This window comes from Streptomyces sp. NPDC052496, assembly GCF_040679095.1.
Classification (GTDB): domain Bacteria; phylum Actinomycetota; class Actinomycetes; order Streptomycetales; family Streptomycetaceae; genus Streptomyces.
The window spans coordinates 109,790-134,211 of the sequence record NZ_JBFAUH010000017.1; the positions used below are offsets into that span (position 1 = coordinate 109,790).

The 24,422-nt window shown below is 71.5% G+C and carries 17 protein-coding genes and 2 pseudogenes; 10 read left to right on the forward strand and 9 right to left on the reverse strand.

The annotated features are described in order from the left end of the window. Positions 1-380: 380 nt before the first annotated feature. Both AB0L45_RS23065 and AB0L45_RS23070 read left to right on the forward strand, forming a co-directional pair. Positions 381-638 (forward strand): annotated as a pseudogene (locus AB0L45_RS23065) (TniB family NTP-binding protein); the annotation flags it as partial. Positions 639-907: 269 nt separating this feature from the next. Continuing rightward, positions 908-1,831, forward strand: coding sequence for a GNAT family N-acetyltransferase (locus AB0L45_RS23070; protein ID WP_365842916.1), 924 nt, complete (start codon positions 908-910; stop codon positions 1,829-1,831). 13 nt (positions 1,832-1,844) lie between these two features. Here the strand turns inward: AB0L45_RS23070 and AB0L45_RS23075 are convergent, their stop codons facing one another. Then, positions 1,845-2,591: an SDR family oxidoreductase gene (locus AB0L45_RS23075; RefSeq protein WP_365842757.1), complete on the reverse strand. Its 747-nt coding sequence runs from the start codon at positions 2,589-2,591 to the stop codon at positions 1,845-1,847. Between the two features lie 92 nt (positions 2,592-2,683). Between AB0L45_RS23075 and AB0L45_RS23080 the strand changes: the two genes are divergently transcribed. The 6 genes from AB0L45_RS23080 (at position 2,684) to AB0L45_RS23105 (ending at position 8,971) form a co-directional block, all read left to right on the forward strand. Beyond that, positions 2,684-3,292, forward strand: coding sequence for a TetR/AcrR family transcriptional regulator (locus AB0L45_RS23080; RefSeq protein ID WP_365842759.1), 609 nt, complete (start codon positions 2,684-2,686; stop codon positions 3,290-3,292). 189 nt (positions 3,293-3,481) lie between these two features. Beyond that, positions 3,482-4,435, forward strand: a complete 954-nt coding sequence (locus AB0L45_RS23085) for an ABC transporter ATP-binding protein (protein ID WP_365842761.1) — start codon at positions 3,482-3,484, stop codon at positions 4,433-4,435. After that, a complete protein-coding gene (locus AB0L45_RS23090) occupies positions 4,432-5,409 on the forward strand; it encodes an iron-siderophore ABC transporter substrate-binding protein (RefSeq protein ID WP_365842763.1) in 978 nt (325 codons plus the stop codon). Before AB0L45_RS23085 ends, AB0L45_RS23090 begins: the two co-directional genes overlap by 4 nt. Before the next feature lie 22 nt (positions 5,410-5,431). Then, a complete protein-coding gene (locus AB0L45_RS23095; protein ID WP_365842765.1) occupies positions 5,432-7,510 on the forward strand; it encodes an iron ABC transporter permease in 2,079 nt (692 codons plus the stop codon). A 94-nt stretch (positions 7,511-7,604) separates the two neighbouring features. After that, positions 7,605-8,039: a helix-turn-helix domain-containing protein gene (locus AB0L45_RS23100; RefSeq protein ID WP_365842767.1), complete on the forward strand. Its 435-nt coding sequence runs from the start codon at positions 7,605-7,607 to the stop codon at positions 8,037-8,039. Then, positions 8,036-8,971 (forward strand): alpha/beta fold hydrolase, encoded by a 936-nt coding sequence (locus AB0L45_RS23105; RefSeq protein ID WP_365842769.1) that lies wholly within the window; start codon positions 8,036-8,038, stop codon positions 8,969-8,971. Before AB0L45_RS23100 ends, AB0L45_RS23105 begins: the two co-directional genes overlap by 4 nt. A gap of 12 nt (positions 8,972-8,983) precedes the next feature. On the opposite strand, the pseudogene dnaE reads toward AB0L45_RS23105, so the two are convergent. Then, positions 8,984-12,577: pseudogene (gene dnaE / locus AB0L45_RS23110) on the reverse strand (DNA polymerase III subunit alpha). Between the two features lie 163 nt (positions 12,578-12,740). On the opposite strand from dnaE, the gene AB0L45_RS23115 reads away from it, so the two are divergent. Beyond that, positions 12,741-13,691, forward strand: coding sequence for a LysR family transcriptional regulator (locus AB0L45_RS23115; protein ID WP_365842771.1), 951 nt, complete (start codon positions 12,741-12,743; stop codon positions 13,689-13,691). Here AB0L45_RS23115 and AB0L45_RS23120 read toward each other — a convergent pair. The 4 genes from AB0L45_RS23120 to AB0L45_RS23135 all read right to left on the reverse strand — a co-directional run bounded on the left by AB0L45_RS23120 (position 13,681) and on the right by AB0L45_RS23135 (position 17,290). Beyond that, the gene (locus AB0L45_RS23120) at positions 13,681-14,694 is read right to left on the reverse strand and encodes an RNA polymerase sigma-70 factor (RefSeq protein WP_365842773.1); all 1,014 of its coding nucleotides are present in this window, start codon (positions 14,692-14,694) and stop codon (positions 13,681-13,683) included. The two genes, AB0L45_RS23115 and AB0L45_RS23120, sit on opposite strands and share 11 nt — an antisense overlap. After that, the gene (locus AB0L45_RS23125) at positions 14,691-15,812 is read right to left on the reverse strand and encodes an FAD-dependent oxidoreductase (protein WP_365842775.1); all 1,122 of its coding nucleotides are present in this window, start codon (positions 15,810-15,812) and stop codon (positions 14,691-14,693) included. Before AB0L45_RS23125 ends, AB0L45_RS23120 begins: the two co-directional genes overlap by 4 nt. An 85-nt stretch (positions 15,813-15,897) precedes the next feature. Continuing rightward, complete coding sequence (locus AB0L45_RS23130) at positions 15,898-16,257, reverse strand: GntR family transcriptional regulator (protein WP_365842777.1); 360 nt, start codon at positions 16,255-16,257, stop codon at positions 15,898-15,900. Between the two features lies 1 nt (position 16,258). Further along, positions 16,259-17,290, reverse strand: a complete 1,032-nt coding sequence (locus AB0L45_RS23135) for a DUF1648 domain-containing protein (RefSeq protein ID WP_365842779.1) — start codon at positions 17,288-17,290, stop codon at positions 16,259-16,261. Between the two features lie 123 nt (positions 17,291-17,413). Here AB0L45_RS23135 and AB0L45_RS23140 point away from each other — a divergent pair, with 123 nt between their 5' ends. Further along, positions 17,414-18,943: a UDP-N-acetylglucosamine 1-carboxyvinyltransferase gene (locus AB0L45_RS23140; RefSeq protein ID WP_365842781.1), complete on the forward strand. Its 1,530-nt coding sequence runs from the start codon at positions 17,414-17,416 to the stop codon at positions 18,941-18,943. A 113-nt stretch (positions 18,944-19,056) separates the two neighbouring features. Here the strand turns inward: AB0L45_RS23140 and AB0L45_RS23145 are convergent, their stop codons facing one another. From AB0L45_RS23145 to AB0L45_RS23155, 3 genes are all read right to left on the reverse strand, one after another. Then, positions 19,057-19,455, reverse strand: a complete 399-nt coding sequence (locus tag AB0L45_RS23145) for a DUF4440 domain-containing protein (RefSeq protein WP_365842783.1) — start codon at positions 19,453-19,455, stop codon at positions 19,057-19,059. A gap of 80 nt (positions 19,456-19,535) precedes the next feature. Continuing rightward, entirely contained in the window at positions 19,536-21,677 is a 2,142-nt protein-coding gene (locus AB0L45_RS23150) for a glycerophosphodiester phosphodiesterase family protein (RefSeq protein WP_365842785.1), read from the reverse strand. Between the two features lie 138 nt (positions 21,678-21,815). After that, complete coding sequence (locus AB0L45_RS23155; RefSeq protein ID WP_365842787.1) at positions 21,816-24,260, reverse strand: LamG-like jellyroll fold domain-containing protein; 2,445 nt, start codon at positions 24,258-24,260, stop codon at positions 21,816-21,818. Positions 24,261-24,422: the final 162 nt, after the last annotated feature.

Below are 24,422 nucleotides of genomic sequence, written 5' to 3' on the forward strand. Positions count from 1 at the left end.
GAGGTGCCGCTGACGTGCCCTGCCTACGGTCGCCGTACCGCGTCGGTACTTGGCCATGGGGCCGGGTGGATGCAGCGGACTTCCGGGTGCGGCTGGTCGGACCGGATGGTGTCCGGCGCAAGGGACCGCTGTCTGTGAGGTGGCCGGTGCGGTTCGAGTCCGGGATGCCGCTACGGCCCTTTCCGTCGTATCGCGGGCAGCAGGGTTTCACGGGCTGGTACTGGTCGGCGACGGCTGGAGAGCATGCTCCATATGAGTCCTGGCTGGAGCGTGATCACCTCATGCGGCTGGATTTCGATCCCGAGGCACTCGGCCTGGCTGCTCAGCCGTTCGGGTTGCCCTGGCGGGACGAGGACACCGCGACGACTCCGCGGAGGGTGCACCCCGGCGTGGCCGACCGCATTCCGGCGATCCACGTGACAGTGCCGCCTGCCGGGACCGTCCGGATGGTCGCGGCTGAGTTCACCCGATTTCTCGGCCTGCCCGTCCGTGCCCGGCTGAGCATGACGGACATCTTCGAGGCCGTGGTCGGCGTACTCATCGACGCCCGCTGCAGCCTGGTCCTGGTCGACGAGGTGCACAACATCTCGTCGACCACCCGCAACGGCGCCGAAGTCTCCGACACGCTCAAGTACTTCCGGACCTGTCCCCTGACGTCCCCCGCTGCTGGCACGGCCACACGCGGGGTGATCGAAAACGGTTTGTGCACAGGGGCCGCAGTTGGATAGACGTTGCGACCGGGCCCCTGCCACGAGGGTGAGGGCACGACACCGAGAGGAGGGATAAGCCGATGATCCCCATGATCACCGCGCTTGCGTCCTTCCGGGGCGCGGACCGCGTCTGACCCCGGAGCGGACGGGCGCCTTCACCGGAGCGTGCCTGAACCGTGAAACAGAACGACCTGACCATGCGTCCCATCAACGGACCCGAAGAACTCGGCCTCTTCTCCCAACTGCCCTACATCCTCAACGAGGAACTGGCAGACGACCTGGCCGTCGGCCGCCGACGCCCGGAATGGATGTGGGTCGCCCTGCGCGGTGACCGCCTACTGGCCAGAGCTGCCTGGTGGAGTCGGGCCGGCGGCGACACACCCCTCCTCCTCGATGTCCTCGACATCGAGGACAACGTGGCGAATTCCGATCACAGGGACACCGGGGTGCGACTCCTGCACACCGCGATGGCCGCCACCCTTTCGAACGGATCGCGTCCCCCTGAGTACAGCCGTCTCGTCCCGCCGGACTGGCGCGAGAACACGGTGACCGGACAAGCCGTCGAGGACCGGATGACAGTACTGGAGAGGACCGGTGCCCGGCTCTTCGTCGAACGACTGCGGCTGGAATGGCGCCCGGAATCACCAGTCCCCATGCCCACCGAGCGCCTTGCGTTCCGGCCGATCCGCGATACCGATGAACTCGTGGCGCTGATGGCCTCGGTTTTGGACGGGACACTGGACGCACATGGCCGGGACGACCTGACCCGGATGTCCGCCCAGGAGTCGGCCGCCAAGCACTACGAGGACGAACTCGCGCGCTACACGAGCCCGCGGGACTGGTGGCGGATCGCAACGTTGCCCGACGGAGAACCAGTGGGGTTCGTTCTCCCGGCCCACAACGGCTACAACCCGATCATCGCCTACATCGCGGTCCTCCCCTCGCACCGCGGCAATGGCTACATCGACGACCTTCTCGCCGAGGGCACCCGCATCCTTGCCGAACAGGACGTCCCCCGCATCCGCGCGTCCACAGACCTGGGCAACGTCCCGATGGCGAACGCCTTCCAACGCGCTGGATACGTCAATTTCGGGCGGGAGATCAATATGACCTGGAACTGATTGAGGCGGGACATCAGAACTGGTTCTCGCCGCCGTTGACGTGCAGGGTGGTGCCGAGCATGAAGCTGCTGTCCGGGGAAGCGAGGAAGGCGACGGCGGCGGCGACCTCCTCCGGGCGCCCCAGCCGGCCGATCGGTACTCCCGCCGCGAGTTCCGCCTTGAGGGCGGCCGCGTTCTCCCCGCCGATGGCGATGTCGGCCCCGGGGGTGTCGATCGCGCCCGGCGCGACCGCGTTGACGCGGATGCCCCTGTCCTTCAGTTCGTTGGCCCAGGTGCGCGCGAGGGACCGGACGGCGGCCTTCGACGCCGCGTACAGGCCGAAGGCCTGCCGGCCGTCGTCGGCGCGGATGGAGTCGTTCAGGATCACCGAGGCGCCGTCGTTGAGCAGTGGCAGCGCCTTCCGCACGGTGAGCAGTGTGCCGCGGACGTTGACGCCGAAGATCTGGTCGAACTGTTCCTGGGTGGCCTGCGCCAGCGGTGCGAGCGCGGCCGTGCCCGCGTTGGCGAACAGCACGTCCAGGCCCTGACCCCGGTCACGGACCGCGTCGTACAGCCGGTCCAGGTCGGCCGGTTCCGCTATGTCGCCCGGCACCGCGGTGACCGCGGAACCGATCGACTCGACGGCCCTGTCAAGCGCGTCCTCGCGGCGGCCGGTGATGAACACATGGGCCCCCTCGGACGCCAGCCGCGTGGCGGTGGCCAGGCCGATTCCGGTGCTGCCGCCGGTGACGACAGCGGTCTTGCCGTGCAGTTGTCCCATTGCCCGAACTCCCGAGAGTTAGATACCGATCGGTGCAGAAAGAGACCGTAGCACTTCTGCACCGATCGGTATCGCAGCGGTAGGATGGGGCCGTGGAGAACACCCGGAGAGCACCGATCGGCCGGCCGCGGGGCTTCGACGCCGACCAGGCCCTGGAGCGGGCGATGACGGTGTTCTGGGAGCAGGGTTACGAGGGCGCCAGCCTGACCGACCTGACCGGCGCCATGGGCATCACCCGCAAGAGCATGTACGCGGCCTTCGGCAACAAGGAGACGCTGTTCCGCAAGGCTCTGGAGCGCTACACCGAAGGCCCCGCCTCCTACGCGGCCCGCGCGCTGGAGCTGCCGAGCGCACGGGAGGTGGCCACGGCGTTCCTCGCCGGCTCGGTCGACACGACCACCCGCCCCGGCTGCCCCGCCGGATGCCTGGGCGTGCAGGGCTCGCTGGCCGCCGGCGACTCCGGACGGGTGGCCAGGGACGCCCTGACCGCCTGGCGCGAGGACGGCGTGACCCGGCTCCGCGACCGCTTCCAGCAGGCCGTCGACGAGGGGGATCTGCCCCCGGGCGCGGATCCGGAGCTGCTCGCCCGGTACGTCATGACCGTGGCGAACGGCATCGCCGTCCAGGCCGCCGGCGGCGCCGGCCGCTCCGAACTCCAGCAGGTGGCCGACGCGGCGTTGCGCAACTGGCCCCTCGCCTGACAGTCCGCAGAGGCCCGCCACGGCCTCGGAGGCGAGGGCCGCATCGCGGTGGGAGGAGGTCGGGGCGCGGTCGGCTGAAGCGTGGGCGCATGCAGTTGTCCGGGCACCCCGTACAGGCCGCCGACCGGCGGAGACCGGCCTCGGCCACCCGGAACCGGCCAAAAATTAGGTTAGGCTAACCTTTGCCGCGTGAAGGCCGGTGAAGAACTCCCCCAGGCCGCGCGCTCCCGCGGCCACACCCTCTCCGCCACGGATGTCACCGTGGCGTACGACGGTGTCGACGTCGTGCACGAGGCGTCCCTCCAGCTCTCGCCCGGGCGGGTGACCGTCCTGGTCGGCCCGAACGGCAGTGGGAAGTCGACGCTGCTGCGGACCGTGGCGCGACTCCAGCGGGCGCGGAGCGCGGCGCTGACCCTCGGGGAGGGGACGGACGGCTTCGCGCTGTCGCCCCGCGCGTTCTCGCGGCGGGTGGCGCTGCTGCCTCAAGGCCGCCCCACGCCCAGCGGACTGACCGTGCGTGACGTCGTGGAGTTCGGGCGGTACCCGTACCGGGGCCGCTGGGGCCGGGCCGACCCGGACGGGCCGGCGGCGGTGGAGCGGGCGCTCCGTATGACCGGGGTCGCCGACCTCGCCGAGCGGGGCGCCGAACACCTCTCCGGCGGCCAGCTGCAACGGGTGTGGCTCGCGGGGTGCCTCGCGCAGGACACCGGCGTACTGCTGCTGGACGAGCCGACGACCTACCTCGATCTGCGGTACCAGGTGGAACTCCTGGACCTGGTACGGGACCTGGCGGACGACCACGGGATCGCCGTCGGGGTGGTGCTGCACGACCTGGACCAGGCGGCGGCCGTCGCCGACCGGATCGTGCTGCTCCGGGAGGGGCGGGTGGTCGCCGACGGGCAGCCCGAGGACGTCCTGACCCCGGAGCGGCTGACGGACACGTACGGCATCCGCATCGAGGTCTCCACCGATCCGTCGACCGGGCGGCTGCGCACCCGCGCGATCGGCCGCCACCACACCCGGCGGACGCCGGACGACGACACCCCGCGGGACGGCACACGGGTGCCGGACGGCGACACCCCGCACGACAACCAGCACAGCGCGCGCGGCGCGCACGGCGAAAGGCTCGGTGCCACCTCATGAGACGACTCCTGCTCACCGTCGCGGCGGCCACCGCCGCCGCCCTCACCCTGGGCGCGTGCGGCACCACCGAGCCCGCCGCCGACCGGACGGAGAAGTCCGCCGGGCACCTCACCCTCACCGGCGCGTCCGGTACGAAGGTGGAGCTGGACGGGCCCGCCAAGAAGGTCGTCGGCACCGAGTGGAACGTCGTCGAGCACCTGGTCGCACTGGGCGTCGCGCCGGCCGGCGTCGCCGACGTCAAGGGCTACAGGACCTGGGACCGGGCCGCACCGCTGAAGAACGAGCCGAAGGACATCGGCACCCGCGGCGAGCCGAGCATGGACACCGTCGCCGCGATCGCGCCCGACCTCATCGTCGCCACCAGCGACCTGCCCAAGGCCGCCCTGGCCCAGCTGCGGAAGATCGCCCCGGTGCTGGACCTGAAGGCCGCCGACGCCACCGATCCGATCGGGCAGATGACCGCGGACCTGGACCTGATCGCCAAGGCCACCGGCACCACCCAGCGGGCCGGCGAGCTCAAGAAGGGCTTCGAGGCGAAGCTCGCGGAGGGCCGGCGGAAGCTGGAGCAGGCCGGGCACAAGGGGACGGAGTTCGCCTTCGCCGACGGGTACGTCAAGAGCGGCCAGGTCTCCATCCGGCCGTACACCAGCGGTTCGCTGGTCGGCGCGGTGAACGGGAAGCTCGGGCTGAGGAACCCCTGGACGGTGCAGGGTGACCCCGGTTACGGGCTCGCCACCACCGACGTCGAGGGGCTGACCAAGCTGGGTGACGTGGAGTTCGCGTACATCGGCAGCGACGACGACCGGAGCGCCACCCCGTTCACCGGAGCGCTCGCCGACAACGCGGTGTGGAAGTCGCTGCCGTTCGTGAAGGCGGGCAAGGTGCACCGGCTGCCCGACGGTGTGTGGATGTTCGGCGGCACCGCGTCGATGGAGTCGTACGTCGACTCCGTCGTCGCCGCGCTGACGAAGTGACGGCGGGGCGCGCGTAGACATCATGGCCGTCACCACGACCGCTCCCCCCGCCCCCGACTCGACGGCGGCCTCCCGGAAGGGCGGCGCGGCCGCGGTGACGGCCGGGCTCGTCCTGCTGATCACTGCGCTCGCGCTCGTCGACATCGCCCAGGGCAGCTCCGGCGTCGGCGCGGCGGAGGTGTGGAAGGCGCTCACCGGGCAGGCCGACGCGGCGGACGCCTCCGTCGTCGTCGCCTCCCGGCTGCCGCGCATGGCCGCCGGGCTGCTGGTCGGCGCGGCGCTCGGCACGGCGGGCGCCGCGCTCCAGGCCGTCAGCCGTAACGTGCTGGCCGCGCCGGACACCCTCGCCGTGAACGCCGGTTCGTACCTCTCCGTCGGGCTGACCGCCGCGACCGGTGTCTCGCTGCCGGTGCTCGCCTCCTCCGGCGTCGCCTTCGCCGGCGGCCTGGCGGCCGCGGCCGTCGTGCTCGGGCTGTCCGGCCTGGGGACCGGGACCGTACGCCTGGTCCTGGCGGGCAGCGCTCTCACCCTCGGGCTCACCTCCGTCACGGAGGGGCTGCTGCTCCTGTTTCCCGAGCGGACGGAGGGGCTGTACGCCTGGAACCAGGGCAGCATCGCGCAGAACGGTTTCGGCGGGGTGCTGTGGATGCTGCCGCTCGCCGTCGCCGGACTGGCGGGTCTGCTCCTGGCCGCCCGCCGGATCGACGCCCTGGCCCTCGGCGACGACGCCGCGCGGGGGCTGGGCGTACCGGTACGGGCCACCCGGGTGACCACCGTCGTCCTCGCCGCACTGCTCTCCGCCACCGCCGTCACCCTCGCCGGGCCGATCGGCTTCGTCGGGCTGAGCGCCCCGGCCGTCGTACGCCTGTTGGCGCGCCGTTACCGCGGCTTCGCCCGGACGCGCGCGAGCCTGACCCGGTCCGCGCTGACCGGCGCGGCGCTGGTGCTCGGCTCGGACGTCGCCCTGCGGGCGCTGGTGCCGGCCGACGTGGCGGTGGCCGTGCCGACGGGCGTGGTGACGAGCCTGGTCGGTGCCGTCTTCCTGGTGGTACTGGCGACCCGGGGCCGGGACACCGGCGCCGCCGCCCCGCCCGACCGGCTGCGCATCCGTAGCCGGAAGGTCTTCCTGACGGTGGCCGGGACGCTGGTGGCGGTACTGATCGCCGTGACCGTCGCCGCCGTCCTGCTCGGTGACTCCAAGCTGCTGCTCGGCGACGTCATGAACTGGGCGCAGGGCAGGGCGGGACGGGCCGTCTCCTTCGTCCTCGACACCCGGGTGCCGCGCGTCCTCGCCGCCCTCCTCGCGGGCGCGGCCCTCGCCCTGTCGGGCACCCTGGTCCAGGCGGTGACCCGCAACCCGCTGGCCGAACCGGGCGTCATGGGCGTCTCCGGCGGCGCGGCGCTGGGCGCGGTGCTCCTGGTGACGACCGCGCCCGGAGCCGGTCCGGCGGTCCTGGCCGCCGCCGCCTTCGCGGGCGCCGCCCTCGCCGCCGCCCTGGTGTTCGGACTGTCCGCGCGCGGCGGCTTCCGGCAGAACCGCCTGGTGCTGGTCGGTATGGGCGTCGCCACCGCGAGCGCCGCCCTGATCAGCCTGTTCATCGTCCTGACCGATCCGTTCAACGCGACCAAGGCGCTGACCTGGCTCTCCGGTTCGACGTACGGACGCACCCTGCCCGACCTGGTGCCGCTCGCCGTCGTGCTGGCGGCGGGGGTCACCGTGGCGGTCGTGCGGCGCACCGAACTCGACCTGGTCTCCCTCGACGAGGACACCCCGAAGCTGCTCGGCCTGGGCGTCCCCCGGGCCCGCCTCGGCTTCCTCGCCCTGGGCGTCCTGCTGAGCGCCGCGGCCGTCGCCGCCGCCGGCACCATCGCCTTCGTCGGCCTCGTCGCCCCGCACGCCGCCCGCGCCCTGGTGGGCCGCCGGCACGTACGGGTGGTGCCGGTGGCACTCCTGCTGGGCGCGGCGCTGGTCGGCACGGCCGACGTGGTGGGCCGAACGGTGATCGCCCCGGCCCAACTCGGCGCGGGCCTCCTCACGGCGGTCATCGGCACGCCGTACTTCCTGTGGCTGCTGGTACGGACCCGGGGTTCGGGGCGGTAGACGCCAACTCCCTACCTCGACCTTCCCCAACCTCCCCCAACCTTCCCTAACCTTCCCTGTTGATCCATTGGACAGGGGAGGTTAGGGTATTTTCGTGAACGACCGTCTCTACTCCGTAGACCAAGTGGCCGAGCTCCTGGGCCTGCACGTACGCACCGTCCGCAACTACGTGCGCGACGGGCGACTGGCCGCCGTACGCATCGGCAAGCAGTACCGGATCGCGCACGAGGACCTGGAAGCCTTCACCGGCCGACCGGTCCCGGCCGCGGGGGCCGGGGAGGCCGCCGAGGGGCGGCGGCACAGTGAGGTGTCGAGCATCGTGGAGATCGACGCGGTCGACGCCCGGACCGCCGACCGGCTCTCCACCCTCCTGACCAGCTCGGCCGCCCACCGCGGCCACGACGACCGGCCGCTGCGGATCCAGACGGTGTACGACCCGGAGCGGGGCCGGATGAAGGTCGTCATTCTCGGCGGTCTGGGTGACACGGCCCGGCTGTTCGACTACATCGAGGGGGTGCTCGACTCATGAGCAGAGACACAGACACAGGCGGCAGCGGCAGCGGCAGCGGCAGCGGCAGCGGCAGCGGCAGCGGCAGCGGCAGCGGCAGCGGCAGCAACGACACCAGCGCGATCTACAAGTCCGCGGCCGGCGCGCGTGAACTCCGGCGGCGCTATCGGGAAGCGCTGGACCACTGGCCCGTTCCCGCCGAGCGGATACGGGTGCCGACGCGGGAGGGCGAGACGTTCGTGCTCGCCTCCGGGCCGCAGGACGCTCCGCCCCTGGTCCTGCTGCACGGCTCGGGAGCGAACGCCACCATGTGGCAGGGCGACGTCGCCACCTGGTCACGGCACTTCCGTACGTACGCCGTCGACCTCATCGGCGAACCGGGCCTGAGCGCGCCGTCCCGCCCTCCCCTGGCTTCCGACGCGTACGCGCGGTGGCTCGACGAGGTACTGGACGGGCTGGGCATCGCGTCCGCCTCCGTCGTCGGCACGTCCCTGGGCGGCTGGACGGCCTTGGACTACGCCACCCGCCGCCCGGGCCGGGTGTCCCGCCTGGTCCTGCTGTGCCCCGGCGGCCTGGGGAAGCAGCGGGTGGGGCTGCTCTTCAGGACCCTGCTGCTGCGGCCGTTCGGGCGCTGGGGGATCCGCCGCTCGGTGCGCAGCGCCACGGGCCTGCGCACCCTCGCGGCCGGGCCGGTGCTCGACCACGTGGTGCTGACGTTCACCCAGTTCAAGCCGCGTTCGGCGCGGCTGCCGCGGTTCTCGGACGAGGCGCTGCGCGGTCTGGACGTACCCGTGCTGCTGATCGTCGGCAGCGACGACGCCTTCTTCGACTCGGCGGGCTCGGTGCGCCGCGTACGGGAGCACGTTCCGGACGCGACGGTACGGGTCCTGCCGGGGGTCGGGCATGCGATCTTCGGGCAGACGGATGCCGTGCTGGAGTTCCTGCGAGGCTGACGGTGGCGCCGCTCACGCGAACCCCGTCCACGCGTCCGCCCCGAACGCGCCCTTGATCTCGGACGCGACGGCGGTGGCGTCCACCTCGGCCCGCAGGGCGTACACGGTCGTCCTGCGGGCGCCGCGGACGCTGAGGTGGACCGGGGTGTCGCCCGGGTGGTCCGCGAGGATGCGTTTCAGTTCCCTGACGGACTGTTCGGTGATCCGGTGGGCGGGGAGGGTGAGCCGTACCGGGGGCCTTCCGCCGTGCTCGGCGGAGGAGACGTCCAGTACGGCGAGTTCCCTGCCGAAGACCTGCACCCTTCCGTCCCGGTCCTCGACCTTCCCCTTGACGGAGATGACGTTGTCCTCCGTCAGGGCGTGCCGGACGAGCTGGTGAGCGGCGGGGAAGAAGAGCACCTCGACGGCGGCGTCGCGATCGGCGAGGGTCACGACGGCCCAGGCGTTGCCCTGTCTGGTCATCTTCAGCTGGACGCCGGTGATCAGTCCGGCGAGCCGTACGTCCCCGGTGGTGCGGCCGGAGGCGAGCAGTTCGGCGACGGAGCAGTCGCGGGCGCCGGCGAGGATGTGCTCGGCGCCGTCCAGCGGGTGGGCGGAGACGTAGAGGCCCAGCATGTCCCGTTCGGTGGCCAGGAGCTGTCTGCGGGGCCACTCCTCGCTGTCGACGGGAAGTCGAGGCCGAAGGCCGGTTCGCCGCTTCCTGATCCGTCCAGACCGGTGAAGAGGTCGTCCTGTCCGAAGGCGGCGGCTTTCTTCACGGGGACGACCGAGTCGAGGGCGTCCTCGTGGACGGCGATGAGGCCCTTGCGGGAGTGCCCCAGCGAGTCGAAGGAGCCCGCTTTGATCAGGGACTCCACGGCCCTCTTGTTCAGCGCGGGCAGCCCCGCCTTGTCGAGGAAATCGGCGAACGAGGTGAACTTCCCGCGCCGGCGGCGCGTCGACGACGGCCTCGATGACGTTCTCGCCGACGTTGCGCACGGACCGCAGCCCGAACCGTACGTCGTCGCCGACGGCCGTGAACTCGGCGGCGGACTCGTTCACGTCGGGCTGCAGGACCCGTACGCCGTTCCTGCGGGCGTCGGCCAGATAGACCGCGGCCTTGTCCTTGTCGTCGCCGACCGAGGTGAGCAGGGCCGCCATGTACTCGGCCGGGTAGTTCGCCTTGAGGTAGGCGGTCCAGTACGAGACCAGGCCGTACCCGGCGGTGTGCGACTTGTTGAACGCGTAGCCGGAGAACGGCAGCATCACGTCCCACAGCGCCGTGACGGCTTCCGTACTGAAGCCGTTGTTCCGCATGCCCGCGTGGAACCTGTCCCACTCAGCGGCCAGCACCTCCGGCTTCTTCTTGCCCATCGCGCGGCGCAGCAGATCGGCGCCGCCGAGGGTGTAGCCGGCCAGTTCCCGGGCGATGGCCATGATCTGCTCCTGGTAGACGAGCAGGTGGAAGGTGGTGCCGAGGATCGGCTCCAGCGCCTCGCGCAGCTCCGGGTGGATCGGGGTGATCTCCTGGCGGCCGGTCTTGCGGTGCGCGTAGTGGGTGTGCGCGTCGGCGGCCATGGGGCCGGGCCGGTAGAGGGCGTTGACCGCGGCGATGTCCTCGAAGCGGGTGGGCTCCATCTGCCGGAGCAGGACGCGCATGCCGCCGCCGTCGAGCTGGAAGACACCGAACGTGTTGCCCTCCGCCAGCAGCCGGTACGTCTTCGCGTCGTCCAGCGGGATCACCACGGTGTCCGGGTCGCCGTCCAGGGGGTCCACGGTGGCCAGGCCGATGCCCCGGTTCTCGCGGATGTTCTCGATCGCCTGGTCGATGACGCCCAGGTTGCGCAGGCCCAGGAAGTCCATCTTGACCAGGCCCATGGCCTCGCAGGACGGATAGTCGAAGCCGGTGATCCGCACGCCGTCCGCGGCGCGCAGGTGCAGCGGGATCCGGTCGGTGAGCCTCGTCTTGGAGAGGATCACCGCCGCGGCGTGCACACCGGTGCCGCGGGTGAGGCCCTCCACCCCGCGGGCGGTGTCCAGGACCCGCCGTACGTCCTGATCGTCGTCGTACAGCCGCCGGAGCTCGGCGGCCTCGCCGTACCGCTCGTGGGCGGGGTCGAAGACGGCGGCCAGCGGGGCGGGCCTGCCGTTCTGGTCGGGCGGCAGCGCCTTGGTGATCCGCTCGCCGTGGGCGTACGGGTAGCCGAGGATGCGCGACGCGTCCTTGATCGCGTTCTTGGCCTTGATCCTGCCGAACGTGTTGACCAGGGCGGTGTACTCCGCGCCGTACTTCTCGGTGACGTAGCGGACCATCCGGTCGCGCTGCCGGTCGTCGAAGTCGAGGTCCACGTCCGGGGGGTTGATGCGCTCGGGGTTCAGGAACCGTTCGAACAGCAGGCCGTGCTCCAGGGGGCACAGCTCGGTGATCCGGGTGGCGTAGGCGACGAGGGAGCCGGTGGCCGAGCCCCGGCCGGGACCGAGCGGGATCCGCTGCTCCCGGGCGTGCCGGCAGATGTCCGCCACGACGAGGAAGTAGGAGCTGAACCCCATCGGGCCGATGACCGACATCTCGGTCTCGAAGCGGTCCATGATGTGCGCGGGCACCGGCGTCCCGTAGCGCAGCGCCAGCCCTTTGAGGACTTCCTTGCGCAGCCACGACTCCTGCGTCTCGCCTTCGGGCACGTCCGGGAATCGCGGCATCTCGTCGGCATGGTCGAAGACCTCGTCGTACGGCTCGACGCGTTCGGCGATCAGCAGGGTGTTGTCGCAGGCCTGCGGAAGCTCCGCGAACAGGCGGCGCATCTCGGCCGCGCTCTTGAGGTGGTAACCGGAGCCGTGGAAACGGAAGCGGTCCGGGTCGTCCTTGTTCCTGCCGACACCGATGCACAGCAGGCTGTCGTGGGCGTCTGCCTGGTCCTCGGTGACGTAGTGCGCGTCGTTGGTGGCCAGGAGGGGGATGTCGAGTTCCGTGGCCAGGCGCAGCAGGCCCGCGCGGACCTGCCGCTCGATGTCCAGGCCGTGGTCCATCAGCTCCAGGAAGTAGTTCTCGCGGCCGAAGATGTCCTGGTACGCCGCGGCGGCGGCCTTCGCCTCGGCGTACTGGTCCAGCCGCAGGCGGGTCTGGATCTCGCCGGAGGGGCAGCCGGTGGTGGCGATGATGCCGTCCGGCCGTGCGGCGATCAGCTCGCGGTCCATCCGCGGTTTGCCCGCGGGGAACTGGCCCTCGTAGCTCGCCTGCGTGCTGAGCCGGAAGAGGTTGCGCAGGCCCTGGCTGTTCCGCGCCCACATGGTCATATGGGTGAACCGGCCGCCGCCGGAGACGTCCTTCGAGCCCTCGCCGTCCGCGCCGACGGCGCGGCGCCCGCCCGGTCCCCAGAACTCCTGCTTCCGGGCGAACCGGGACGAAGGCGCCACGTACGCCTCGATGCCGATGATCGGCCTGACGCCCTCGAAGCCCTTGGCGACCTGCGCGAACTCGTAGGCACCGAACATGTTGCCGTGATCACTCATGGCGATCGCCGGCATCCCCTGCCGGGCCACCTCGCCGAACATCGGAGTCAGCTTCTGCGCGCCGTCCAGCATCGAGTATTCGGTGTGGTTGTGCAGGTGGACGAAGGAATCCGGCATGGGCGGGTCACCTCCGGAGTGAGGGGGGTGGCGGTATGGCTGCGGGAGCACCCGCGAAACCACACGTTGACTCGCGTCATCAAAGCGAGCGGGCAGGAGCGGAATCAAACAACCATTTCGCCGCACGGAATCAACCGCTGGTTGTCCGCCTAGGATGGGCGGTGTGGATCTCACCGCCGTACGTACCTTCGTCACCGCCGTGGACGCGGGCCAGTTCCAGGAGGCCGCCGCCGACCTGGCGATCACCCCGCAGGCCGTCTCCAAGCGCATCGCCGTGCTGGAGAAGGACCTCGGCGTGCAGCTGTTCAGCCGTACGGCCCGCGGGGCCCGGCTGACCATCGACGGGCAGGCGTTCCTGCCGTACGCCCGGGCGCTGCTCCAGGCCGAGGAGCGGGCCGCCGCTTCCGTGCGGCCGGGGCGCCGGGCGCTGCGCGTCGACGTGATCGGCCGCCGGCTGTCGGTGGCGGGGCTGCTGCGGGACTTCCACCGCGCGCACCCCGGGACCGACCTCGACGTCGTGACCCTGCTCGACTCCGCCACGGCCGTCGCCGCCGTCCGGTCCGGGACGATCGACGCGACCTTCCGCGCCGTGACCGTGCCGGGCCGACCGCTCCCCGAGGGCGTCGAGGCCACGCCGGTCTTCGACGAACCGCTGTACCTGTTCACCGGGCCGGCCCACGAGTTCGCCGCCGCCCCCTCGATCACCCCCGCCCAGCTCGCCGGGCGCCGGATCTGGATGCCCGGCAATCTGCCCGGCACCGAATGGGCCGCCTATTACGACGAACTCGCCGCCGCGTTCGGTCTCACCATCGACGCGGTCGGCCCCAACTTCGGTATCGAGCCCCTCCTCGACACCATCGCGGACTCCTCGACGCTGGCGACCTTCGTCAGCGAGCAGACGCCGCTGGTCTGGCCCGCCGGCCACGACCTGCGGCGCATCCCCCTGCGCGACCCGACCCCGGTCTACCCGCACTCACTGATCTGGCGCACCGACAACCCGCACCCCGCCCTGACCGCACTGCGGGAGCACCTGACGTCCGCGTACCCCGGCCGCCCGGAGAGCGGGGTCTGGACACCGGGTTGGGCGCAGGGCACGCGGCACGTCACACCGTGACCGCGGTGAGCTTCTGCGGGTTGCGGACGCAGTAGACCGCCGTCACGGCACCGTCGCGGATCTCGACCGAGGTCACCTGGTCGAGTACGCCGTCGATGAGCACCATGACGGAGGGCATGCCGTTGTGGACGCCGGTACGGATGTCGACCTCGCCCAAGCGCGCGCCCTTGGCCAGCAGCCCGAGGAGCAGCCTGGCCACCTTGTCCGGCCCGGTCACGGGACGCCGTACCGCGCTGACCACGCCGCCGCCGTCGCCCAGGAAGACCACGTCGGGGGCGAGCAGGTCCATCAGACCCTGGACGTCACCGGTCGCGGCCGCCGCCATGAACCGTTCGGCGACCGGCCGCGCCTCGGCGGGGGTGGCGACCGCCGCCTGCCGCCGCGCGCGCACGCTGCTGCGGGCGCGCTGGTTCAGCTGCCGTACGGCGGCCTCGGACTTGCCCACCGCGGCGGCGATCTCCGCGTAGTCGAAGCCGAACACCTCGCGCAGCACGAACACCGCGCGCTGGGCGGGCGACAGGGCTTCCAGCACCAGCAGCATCGCGGTGGTCACCGCCTCGCCGGTGAGCACATGGTCGATGCCGTCGGGCGCCTCGCCCACGGCGTCGGTCGCCAGCGGCTCGGGCAGCCACGGCCCCACGTACTCCTCCCGGCGGCGGGCGGCCGACCGCAGTACGCCGAGCGCCTGCCGGGTGACGATCCGCGCCAGGTAGGCCCGCGGGTTCTCCACGGAGGTACGGTCCACCGACCGCCACCGCAGGTAACTGTCCTGCAGGACGTCCTCGGCGTCGGCCACCGACCCGAGGATCTCGTAGGCGATCGAGAACAGCAGGGGGCGGTGGGTGGTGAACTCGTGGGCGGGATCGGGCGGTGCGGCGTCGGAGGCCCGGTCCGGCCGGCCGGGAGCTCGGTCGGGCTGGTCGGCGACCCGGCCCAGCAGTCCGGCGGCTCGATCGGGCTGCCCGTCCGGCTGTCCGGCCACCGTCTCCGGCCGCCCGGTCACTTCGGGCCCCGCAGCCAGGTGTACGTCGCGGTGCGGACGCTGAACTTCGCGTAACGGCAGATCCGCTCCTTGACCACGGCCGCGGTGCGCCCGGCGAAGTGCAGCCGCCGCACCGTGTCGTCCCTGCGGCCGACCTGGAGCAGCCCGTCCTGCCGGCCCAGGCTCAGCGCCTGTCCGACGTAGCCCATGGAGTACGGCTCGGGCTCGCGTCCCTCGATCACGCGCGCCAGCGTATCCGCGGCGTGTGCGCCCTGCGGCATGGCGGTGGCGCAGGCCGCCCGCGAGCCGGGAACCGCCGCGCAGTCTCCGACGACGAAGATCCGCGGGTCGGTCACGCTGCGCAGCTGCGCGTCGACCACCGCGCGCCCGTCGGCCGTCACCTCAAGACCGCTGCGGGCGGCCAGGCCGGGCACGGTACCGATGACCGCCCACAGCGTGAGGCCGGAGCTGAACCGCGCGCCCGAACCGAGCCGCACCAGGTCGGCTCCGCCTTCCCCGGCGCCGGGTTCGACCTGCGTGACACCGTCCTCCACGACCTCCACGCGCAGGCGGTTCAGACCGTCACGTACGCGCTGCCGCGCACGCTCCGAAAGGCTCGCGGCGATCGTCTCCCCCACGAGCCGCACACGGAGATCGGGGCGGCCGAAAGCGATCTCGGACGCGGTTTCGATGCCCGTCAGCCCGCCGCCGATGACGGTGACCACTCCCCCGCCGGGCAGTCCGGCCAGCGCGGCCCGCGCCTCCCGCGCTCCCTCCCAGGTTCCCGCGGGGACGGTGCCCGGCAGCGGCGCGACCGTACTGCCCACCGCGAGCACCAGCCGGTCGAAGTCGAGACCGGTCCCGTCGGCGAGCGTCACCTGGCCGTCGCCGATCTTGTCGACGGTGCCGGTCCGGGTGGTGATCCCGGCGCTCAGCATCGCCGTCAGCGGGGTCGCCGCGGTTCCGGTCCCGGCGATCTCCTCGTGCAGCCGCACCCGTTCGACGAAGTCCGGGCGGGGGTTGACGACCGTGATCCGCACGGCCGACCTCGCCCGCTTGGCCAGCCGGTTCGCCGCGATGGTTCCCGCGTAACCCGCCCCCACCACCAGGACCTTCATGTCTGCCTCCCGTTGTGTCATCGGTTCACCTACGGGATGCCGGCGGCCGCGCGCCTGTGACGGGCAGGAGGAGTGACCTGCGTCACTCCCCACCCTCCTCTTTGCCTCACCCCGCCGACAGCCCCGTCCGGACCAGGGCCACGACCTCGTCGTCCGTGAGGCCGAGGTCGCGGGCCTCGGCCACCAGCTGCCCCACGCGTTCGGTCAGGCGTACGCGGCCCGGGGAGGCATCACCGGTCACCACGGCACCGCGGCCGCGGCGGAGCTCGATCAGGCCCTCGTGCTTCAGGCGCTGGTAACCGCGGAGCACCGTATGGACGTTGACGCCCAGCGACTCGGCGACCGACCGGGCCGCGGGCAACCGCTCGCCGGACCGTACGGAGCCCTCGGCGAGCGCGCCCCGGACCGATGCGGCGATCTGGTCGCCGAGCGGGACCGGTGAGGCGTGGTCGATACGGAACAGCACGTCAGACCCCCTGGCCGGAGTCGGAGACGGGACCGGCGCCCGGGCCGGCCGTACGGGCCCTGGCCGCCAGGGCGTTCAGGAGCGCGGCCGCGGTCGCCGCGTCGTCGACGGTCACCACGAACACCCGGCCGTTCGTCAGCCGCAGCGCCAGCGCCTCGCCCGTACGCAGCACGATGCCGCTGCGCCCGGACCGGAGCCGGTAGCCCCAGCCGCCGAAGTCGGCCAGCGGGCTGATCTGCTGGACCCCGGCCTCCACCACCCGGGCGAGGGGGATGCGCAGCCGGGGGCGCGGCACCAGGGGCGAGGCGACGGTCAGGCCGCGGTGGTCGGCGGTGACCCGTACGCCCGCGAACGCCACGCTGGACAGGGACGCGACGGCGAAGGCCACCGCGCCGACCCAGTTCCCCGTCAGACCGAAGAGCACGCCGACGCCCAGGAAACCAGGGCCCAGCACGACCAGGACGGGCGAGCCCACGGTCCGCGACCAGCCGGCGGCCTCACCGTCCGCGAGGGCGAGGGGTGTCGTCCGCGCCGGCCCGGCCACCTTGTCCGCCCGCACCCGGTCGCGGCCCGCGCACAGCCGGCCCACCGCCCCGCTCGCCACCGCCACGCCCAGGGCGACTCCCAGGTGCGCCGGCGGGAACCGGACCGCCGACGCGTCACCGGCGTCCGCGTTCACCAGCAGGGTCGATACCGTCAGGCAGCCGAACGCGCCCGCCAGCCCGTACCCGACGCTGATCACCCAGCGCAGCGCGCCCGCCGCTTCGTCGCGCAGCACCAGAACGCCGATGACGGCACCGAAGACGAGTGGCATACCCATACATATCGTCAGGAACCCGGACCCCTCGACGAAACCGTCACTGGCGCCGCCGGGGGTGAAGTGCACGGCCAGCGGCTCAGGTATCCGGTCCCGCAGGGCCCGGAAGACCGCGGCCACGGCCACGGCCGCGAGGACGAACGGCAGTACGGCGACCAGCGCCCGCCAGGGGCGGCGGGCCACGGGCGGGACGGACGGAGTGTGCACGGCATTCATGAGCGCCTCCCTTTGTTCGCATTGTAGTAGAACAAGCCCTCGCCACGGCAGTACAGCCCCTTCTTTCACCCCGCCGGACGCCCGGTTACTCCTCGATCTCATATCTGAGATACCGTCTTGCTCATGGCAGACGACTACCTCGTACGCATCGGCAGGCTCATCCGCGACGCGCGGCAGCACCGGGGCTGGACCCAGACGCAGCTCGCGGAGGCGCTCGGCACGAGCCAGAGCGCGGTCAATCGCATCGAACGCGGTAACCAGAACATCAGCCTTGAGATGATCGCGCGGATCGGCGAGGCTCTCGACAGTGAAATCGTCTCGCTCGGGTACGCGGGGCCCATGCACCTTCGCGTCGTCGGCGGCCGGCGCCTGTCCGGGAGCATCGACGTCAAGACGAGCAAGAACGCGTGCGTGGCCCTGCTGTGCGCCACGCTCCTCAACGCGGGCCGCACCACCCTGCGCCGGGTGGCCCGGATCGAGGAGGTCTACCGGATCCTGGAGGTGCTGGGCAGCATCGGCGTCCGCACCCGCTGGATCAACGACGGCAACGACCTGGAGATCGTGCCGCCGGCCGAACTCGACCTGGACGCCATGGACACGGAGGCGGCGCGCCGCACCCGTAGCGTCATCATGTTCCTCGGTCCGCTGCTGCACCGCATGGACCACTTCAAGATCCCGTACGCGGGCGGCTGCGACCTCGGTACGCGCACGATCACGCCGCACATGACGGCGCTGCGCCACTTCGGCCTGGAGATCACCGCCACGGAGGGCACGTACCACGCCGACGTGGACCGTTCCGTCTCCCCCAAGCGCGCGATCGTCCTGACCGAGCGCGGGGACACCGTCACCGAGAACGCGCTGCTCGCCGCGGCCCGCCACGACGGTGTCACCGTCATCCGCAACGCGTCCTCCAACTACATGGTCCAGGACCTGTGCTTCTTCCTGGAGGAGCTGGGCGTACGGGTCGAGGGCGTCGGCACCACCACCCTGACCGTGCACGGCGTCGCACGCATCGACCGCGACGTGGACTACGCGCCGTCCGAGGACCCCGTCGAGGCGATGAGCCTGCTGGCCGCCGCCGTCGTCACCGAGTCCGAGCTGACGATCCGCCGCGTCCCGGTCGAGTTCCTGGAGATCGAACTCGCCGTCCTGGAGGAGATGGGCCTCAACCACGAGCGCAGCGCGGAGTACGCCGCCGACAACGGCCGCACCCGCCTCATCGACCTGACGGTCCGCCCCTCCAAGCTCCAGGCCCCGCTCGACAAGATCCACCCCATGCCGTTCCCGGGCCTGAACATCGACAACGTCCCGTTCTTCGCGGCCATCGCGGCCAGCGCCCAGGGCCAGACCCTGATCCACGACTGGGTCTACGACAACCGCGCCATCTACCTCACCGACCTCAACCGCCTCGGCGCCCAGGTCAAACTCCTGGACCCGCACCGCGTCCTGATCGACGGCCCGACCCGCTGGCGCGCAGCAGAAATGATGTGCCCGCCGGCCCTGCGCCCCGCGGTGGTCATCCTGCTGGCGATGATGGCGGCGGAGGGCACGTCGGTGCTGCGCAACGTGTATGTCATCAACCGGGGGTACGAGGACCTGGCGGAGCGGCTGAACTCGATCGGGGCGCAGATCGAGATCTTCCGGGACATCTAGGCCGCGTCTTTCGGATCACCCTGGGCCCGCGACGCCTGGCTGATCCGAAAGACACGGCCTGGCCCGACGGACCGGCCGGCGCCGCACCGTGCGGTGCGGCGCCGGGCCGCCGCTCAGGGCCGGTCGTACCAGGCGCAGGCGCTGATGCGCCAGCCGTTCGGGGTGCGGACGAACTGGAGGGTTTTGGTTCCGCCGCCCTCGAAGGGTTCGCCGTCCAGGATTCCGGACTTGCGGTACTCGCCGGAGCGGGACGCGATGTCGCCGGCCATGTCGGTCCGTTCGGAGGTCTCCCATTCGGAGAACTCGACCAGACGGCCTTCGGACAGCAACTGGCGGCGGGGTTCGATGAACTCCTCCACGGTGTAGGCCGCGAACTTCGGGCCCGTCGCCACGATCACGCCTTCCGGGAGGAACAGCCGGCGGATCCGGGACACGTCGGCGGTCCGGCCGCCCCGGTTGTCGAAGGCGCCGAAGAACTCGGCGGTCAGTGCGTCGATCTCGGCTTTGGACATGGCGGGACGTTAGCACCGGCCTTTCCTTGTCGCGACGGTTTTCAGGGGCGGCTTTCGGGGGCGGCTTTCCGCGGGGCGTGTCAGCGGGTGGCAGTCGCCTCCGCGCAGTGGGCCTTTCGCCACTGGAGGAAGACGTCCGGGCGGTTGGTGATGACGCCGTCGACGCCCCAGGACGTCGCGGTCTGCCAGTCGGCTTCGCGGTCGACGGTCCAGACGAAGACGTCGAAACCGGCGGCCTTGAGCTGGTCCAGGGCGGTGGGGCGGGTGGCCAGGGCCTTGTAGGACACCGAATAGGCCGTCAGGGAGAATGTACGGGCCGTGGCGACGGGGTCCGGATCGAGTGTGTCGCGGAGCAGGGCGACCTTCAGTTTGTACGGGGAGTCGGCGGCGTTGCGCACCACTGCCTCGTCGAAGGACTGGATCATCGTGCGCTCGGCCATTCCGGCCTCGGTGACGAGCTTGAGGGTCTGCTCGACGTGGGCCGGGGTCTGGGGGCCCTTGATTTCGAGGAGGAGGCGTGCGGACCGTTCCTTGAGGGAGGTCAGGACCTGTTCCAGGGTGGGCACCCGGCCGCCGCCCTTCACCGTCAGCCTGGCGATCTGTTCGGCGGTGAGCTGGTCGATGCGTCCGGATCCGTCGGTCATCCGGTCCACGGTCGGGTCGTGCATGATGACGGCCTGGCCGTCCTTGGTGAACTGCACGTCGGTCTCGACCCATTCGGCGCCGCGGTCGGCGGCCGCTTCCAGTGCGGCGAGGGTGTTCTCCGGGGCGAGCTTCGGTGCGCCGCGGTGGCCGACGGTGGCGGTGCGGGCGCAGGGGACGTCGGAGTTCTGTTCGGAGAGGCGGATGTCGTCGATCGCGCCGGCGGCATTCTCCTGAAAGGTGCTGCGGTAGAAGAGGCGGCCGATCTGCAGGCCGCCGGCGGCGCGCCAGGGTGTGGTGAATTCGGCCGCCGGCTGCGGCTTCTCGTCGACGAAGAGCTGGATCTTCTTGGCCGCGGAGTCGTAGACGCCGGTCAGCTTGGTCCAGACGCCGGCCTGCGCCGTTTCGGCGCTCATGGAACGGACGATCTGTGTGTCGTCGGTGTCCTTGGCGTGGCGGTTGAAGACCCACCGGTCGTACGACTTCGAGTAATACAGCTGGAATCCGCTGGCGTGGTTCCCGGCCTGCGACAGGAAGGTGTGGTTGCGGTCCTTGTCGTCGAGCTTCACCCAGGCCGAGACGGAAAAGGACCTGGCGGTGTCGATGACGGGAGCGGCGGTGGCCGCGTAGGCCGTGGTGCCGTCGAGGTGGAGGGCGGTGCCGGTCCTGCCGGTCACGCCCAGTTCGGCGCCGCCGCCCGCCAGGGTGGCCACCGGTCCGGCGCCCTTGCCGCCGCTGACGGTCGCACTGCCCGGCTTCTCGTCCAGCGGGAAGGAGGCCAGTTCCTGGAGGTGGGACGGCATTTCGTGGTCGGCGAGAGCCGCGGCGTCGGAGGCGGTGACCGCCGATTGCACCGTCCGTACGTCGTCGATGAGGCCGAGCGCGTTCTCCTGCCAGGCGCTCTTGTACAGCAGGCGGCCGAACTGGAAGCCGCCGGAGGCGCGCCACGGCGTCGTGAAGGCGGTCGACTCCTGGAGTTTGCCGTTCACGAAAAGGGAGAGCGAGTGCTTCGCGGCGTCGTACGAGCCGGTCAGGTGCGTCCAGGTGTCCACCTGGGCGGCGTCCTTGCTCATCGCGCGGACGATGGCGGCGTCGTCGGTGTCCTTCGTATGGCGGTTGAAGACCCACTTGTCGTAGGCCTTCGAGTAGTACAGCTGGAATCCGCTGCTGTGGGCGCCCGCCTGGGACAGGAAGGTGTAGTTCCTGCTTTTGCCGTCGAGCTTGACCCAGGCGGAGACGGAGAAGGATTTCGTGGTGTCCACGACGGGGCCCGTGGTGGCCGCGTACGCCGAGGTGCCGTTGAGCTGGAGGGCGGTGCCGGTTTTCCCGGTCACGCCCAGTTCGGCGCCGCCGGCCGGGCGCGCGGTGAATTCCTCGGCCGTGCCGCCCAGGACCCGCCGTGATCCGGCGCTCTCGTCCAGGCCGAAGGCCGCTTTCTCCGCCAGTACGGGATGCGCGGCCACGGAGGTCCGGGCGTCGGGTGGCGTGGTGAACAGGCCGCTGGACGTGGCGACCCACAGGGTGGCCAGCACGACGGTTATCAGCAGGGACGGCAGCGCGAATTTGCCACGCGGTTTCATTTCGGAGCCTCACTCATGGACCGACCGAGTACGCACGCGGCGAGAACTCGCATGCGACGGAGGAGAGGGGCCCGGCCCAGGCACGAGCGCCGGACCGGGCCCCGGTGGTGCAGAAGGTGGTGAAGAGGGGAAAGGCCGTCAGCCGGCGACCCTGATGCCGTCGTTGGCGATTTCACCGGCGTCGACGGCCCGGTCCCACACCCGCAGGTTGTCGAGGGTGCCGGCGAAGTTCTCCTGCCACGCGCCCTGGTAGAAGAGGCGGCCGAGCTGCAGAGCGCCGGCGGCGCGCCACGGCGTGGTGAATTCGGCCGCCGGCTGCGGCTTTCCGTTGACGAAGAGCTGGATCTTCTTCGCCCCGGCGTCGTACACACCCGTCAGCTGGGTCCAGACGCCGGTCTGCGCCGCGTCGGTGCTCGTGGAGCGGACGATCTGCGTGTCGTCCGCGTCCTTGGCGTGGCGGTTGAAGACCCACTTGTCGTAGTACTTGGAGTAGTACAGCTGGAAACCGCTGGCGCTGTTGCCCGCCTGCGACAGCAGCGTGTAGTTGCGGTCCTTGTCGTCCAGCTTGACCCAGGCCGAGACCGAGAAGGACTTCGTGGTGTCCACGACGGGGCCCGCGGTGGCCGCGTACGCGGTGGTCCCGTTCAGGTGCAGGGCGGTACCGACCTTGCCGGCCACGCCCAGTTCGGCGCCGCCGCCGGCCACCGTGGCCACCGGCCCGGCGCCCTTGCCGCCGCTGACGGCCGCACTGCCCGACTTCTCGTCCAGCGGGAAGGAGGCCAGTTCCTGTACGTGCTCGGGGAGGTCGCCGGCGGAGAGGGACGCGGCGTCGGCCGCCGTGATCGCCGACTGCAGCACCCGTACGTCGTCGACCAGGCCCAGGGTGTGCTCCTGCCACGCGCCCTTGTAGAGCAGGCGCCCGATCTGGAGGCCGCCGGACGCGCGCCACGGCGTGGTGAACGCCGTCGACTCCTGGAGCTTGCCGTTGACGTACAGCGACACGGTCTTCTTCGCCGCGTCGTAGGAGCCGGCCAGATGCGTCCAGGTGCCGGACTTCGCGGCTTCCTTGCCGGCCGCACGGACGATGGCGGTGTCGTCGGAGTCCTTCGCGTGCCGGTTGAAGACCCACTTGTCGTAGGCCTTCGAGTAGTACAGCTGGAAGCCGCTGGCGCGGTTGCCGGCCTGCGACAGCAGCGTGTAGTTGCGGTCCTTGTCGCCGAGCTTGACCCAGGCGGAGACGGAGAAGGACTTCGTGGTGTCCACGACGGGGCCCGCGGTGGCCGCGTACGCCGAGGTGCCGTTGAGCTGGAGGGCGGTGCCGGTCTGGCCGGTCACGCCCAGTTCGGCGCCGCCGGCCGGGCGCGCGGTGAACTCCTCGGCCGCGCCGCCCAGGACCCGCCGCGACCCGGCGCTCTCGTCCAGGCCGAACCGCGCCTTGCCGCTGAAGGTGCTGCCGTCGAGCCACCCGACGATGGTGTCGGTGCGGGCCGCGGTCGCGCTGCTGCCCTGACCGGTCTGGCCGAGGCAGCCGGCGTGGTCGGCCTGGCTCTGTACGCCGGTGATGCGTCCGTTGCCGTCGAGGACCGGTCCGCCGGTGTCGCCCTTGCAGATCCGGCCGCCGGTCAGGTTCAGGGTGGTGGCGGTGGCGCTGCCGCGGGTCACGGTGGTGTGGTGGGGGCTCTTGGGCAGCCACTCGGTGCCGGTACGGCCGTACCCGGCGGCGACCAGCGCGGCTCCGTCGGCGGCGGGGCTGCCGGCCAGCGTGGCGGGGGTGATGTCGGTGACGGGGGTGTCCAGCCGGGCGAGCAGGACGTCCCGGTCACCGCGGGGTATCAGGTAATTGATCTTCACCGGGGCGCGCCCGGCGAACGCGGCCGTCGCGTCGAGCGCCGGCGCGGCCTTGGCCCGGAGCGCCTTGGCCGGGTTGTCGGTGAAGCAGCTGGCCGCGGTGAGCACCCAGGTCCGGTCGACGAGGGCGCCGCTGCAGCTGCGGCTGCCGTCGTGTCCCGGCGTGTTCACGGTGATCCGGGTCAGCCACGGGCGGGCGGCGTCGCCGGTCAGCGTGGCGGGCTTGGGCGTTCCGACGCTGATCTCGACGAGCGTGTGTTCGCGGGTCTGCGGGTCGGTGGACTCGCCGACCGGCGTCCACTCGTTCTTGGGGACCGCCACTTCCTGCTTCTTGCCGTCCGGCGCGGTGAGGGTGACGTCGGCCCCCTGGCCGGCGCTGCCCTTGATGGAGAAGACGGCCGGGATCTCCAGGGCGAGGTAGCCGGTGGCGTCGGTGACGTCGAAGCAGGTCTTGTCGTTCTTCCGCGACCAGACCTCCATCAGCCCCGCGGAGCTGCCGCACTCGGCCAGGACGATGTTGCCGTCGCCGCGCTTGAGGGTGATGCCCTTCGCCGCCTTGATCTTGTCCGCGTCCGGGTAGGCGAAGTCCTCGATCGCATAGCCGGGTTCGCCGTCCGCGACCGTCGCCATCGACGGCGGGGTTAAGGGGGCGGGAGGGGTGGAGGTGGCGTTGACGGCAGCCGCGCAGGCCGCTGCCGCCGCACCCGTGGCGATGATCCGCCGTGCGAGCTTCATACGAGGTCCCTTGCTGAAAGGTGAGCTGAGCCGCGCCCGCCCGGTCCGGTACGGGCTTCGTCACGTGCGGTGGTGGTGCGGGCACGGAGACGGCCAGATTCAAGCACGGGGTTCTGCCCCAAACCACTGGAAAGACTCAGACAAGTCCAACTAAACCTGTAC

Coding starts and splice junctions, on each gene's coding strand:
- AB0L45_RS23150 (WP_365842785.1), bottom strand. CDS start 21,677: ATGAAACCGCGTGGCAAATTCGCGCTGCCGTCCCTGCTGATAACCGTC.
- AB0L45_RS23070 (WP_365842916.1), top strand. CDS start 908: ATGCGTCCCATCAACGGACCCGAAGAACTCGGCCTCTTCTCCCAACTG.
- AB0L45_RS23140 (WP_365842781.1), top strand. CDS start 17,414: ATGGCAGACGACTACCTCGTACGCATCGGCAGGCTCATCCGCGACGCG.
- AB0L45_RS23105 (WP_365842769.1), top strand. CDS start 8,036: ATGAGCAGAGACACAGACACAGGCGGCAGCGGCAGCGGCAGCGGCAGC.
- AB0L45_RS23075 (WP_365842757.1), bottom strand. CDS start 2,591: ATGGGACAACTGCACGGCAAGACCGCTGTCGTCACCGGCGGCAGCACC.
- AB0L45_RS23125 (WP_365842775.1), bottom strand. CDS start 15,812: ATGACACAACGGGAGGCAGACATGAAGGTCCTGGTGGTGGGGGCGGGT.
- AB0L45_RS23095 (WP_365842765.1), top strand. CDS start 5,432: ATGGCCGTCACCACGACCGCTCCCCCCGCCCCCGACTCGACGGCGGCC.
- AB0L45_RS23135 (WP_365842779.1), bottom strand. CDS start 17,290: ATGAATGCCGTGCACACTCCGTCCGTCCCGCCCGTGGCCCGCCGCCCC.
- AB0L45_RS23090 (WP_365842763.1), top strand. CDS start 4,432: ATGAGACGACTCCTGCTCACCGTCGCGGCGGCCACCGCCGCCGCCCTC.
- AB0L45_RS23155 (WP_365842787.1), bottom strand. CDS start 24,260: ATGAAGCTCGCACGGCGGATCATCGCCACGGGTGCGGCGGCAGCGGCC.
- AB0L45_RS23145 (WP_365842783.1), bottom strand. CDS start 19,455: ATGTCCAAAGCCGAGATCGACGCACTGACCGCCGAGTTCTTCGGCGCC.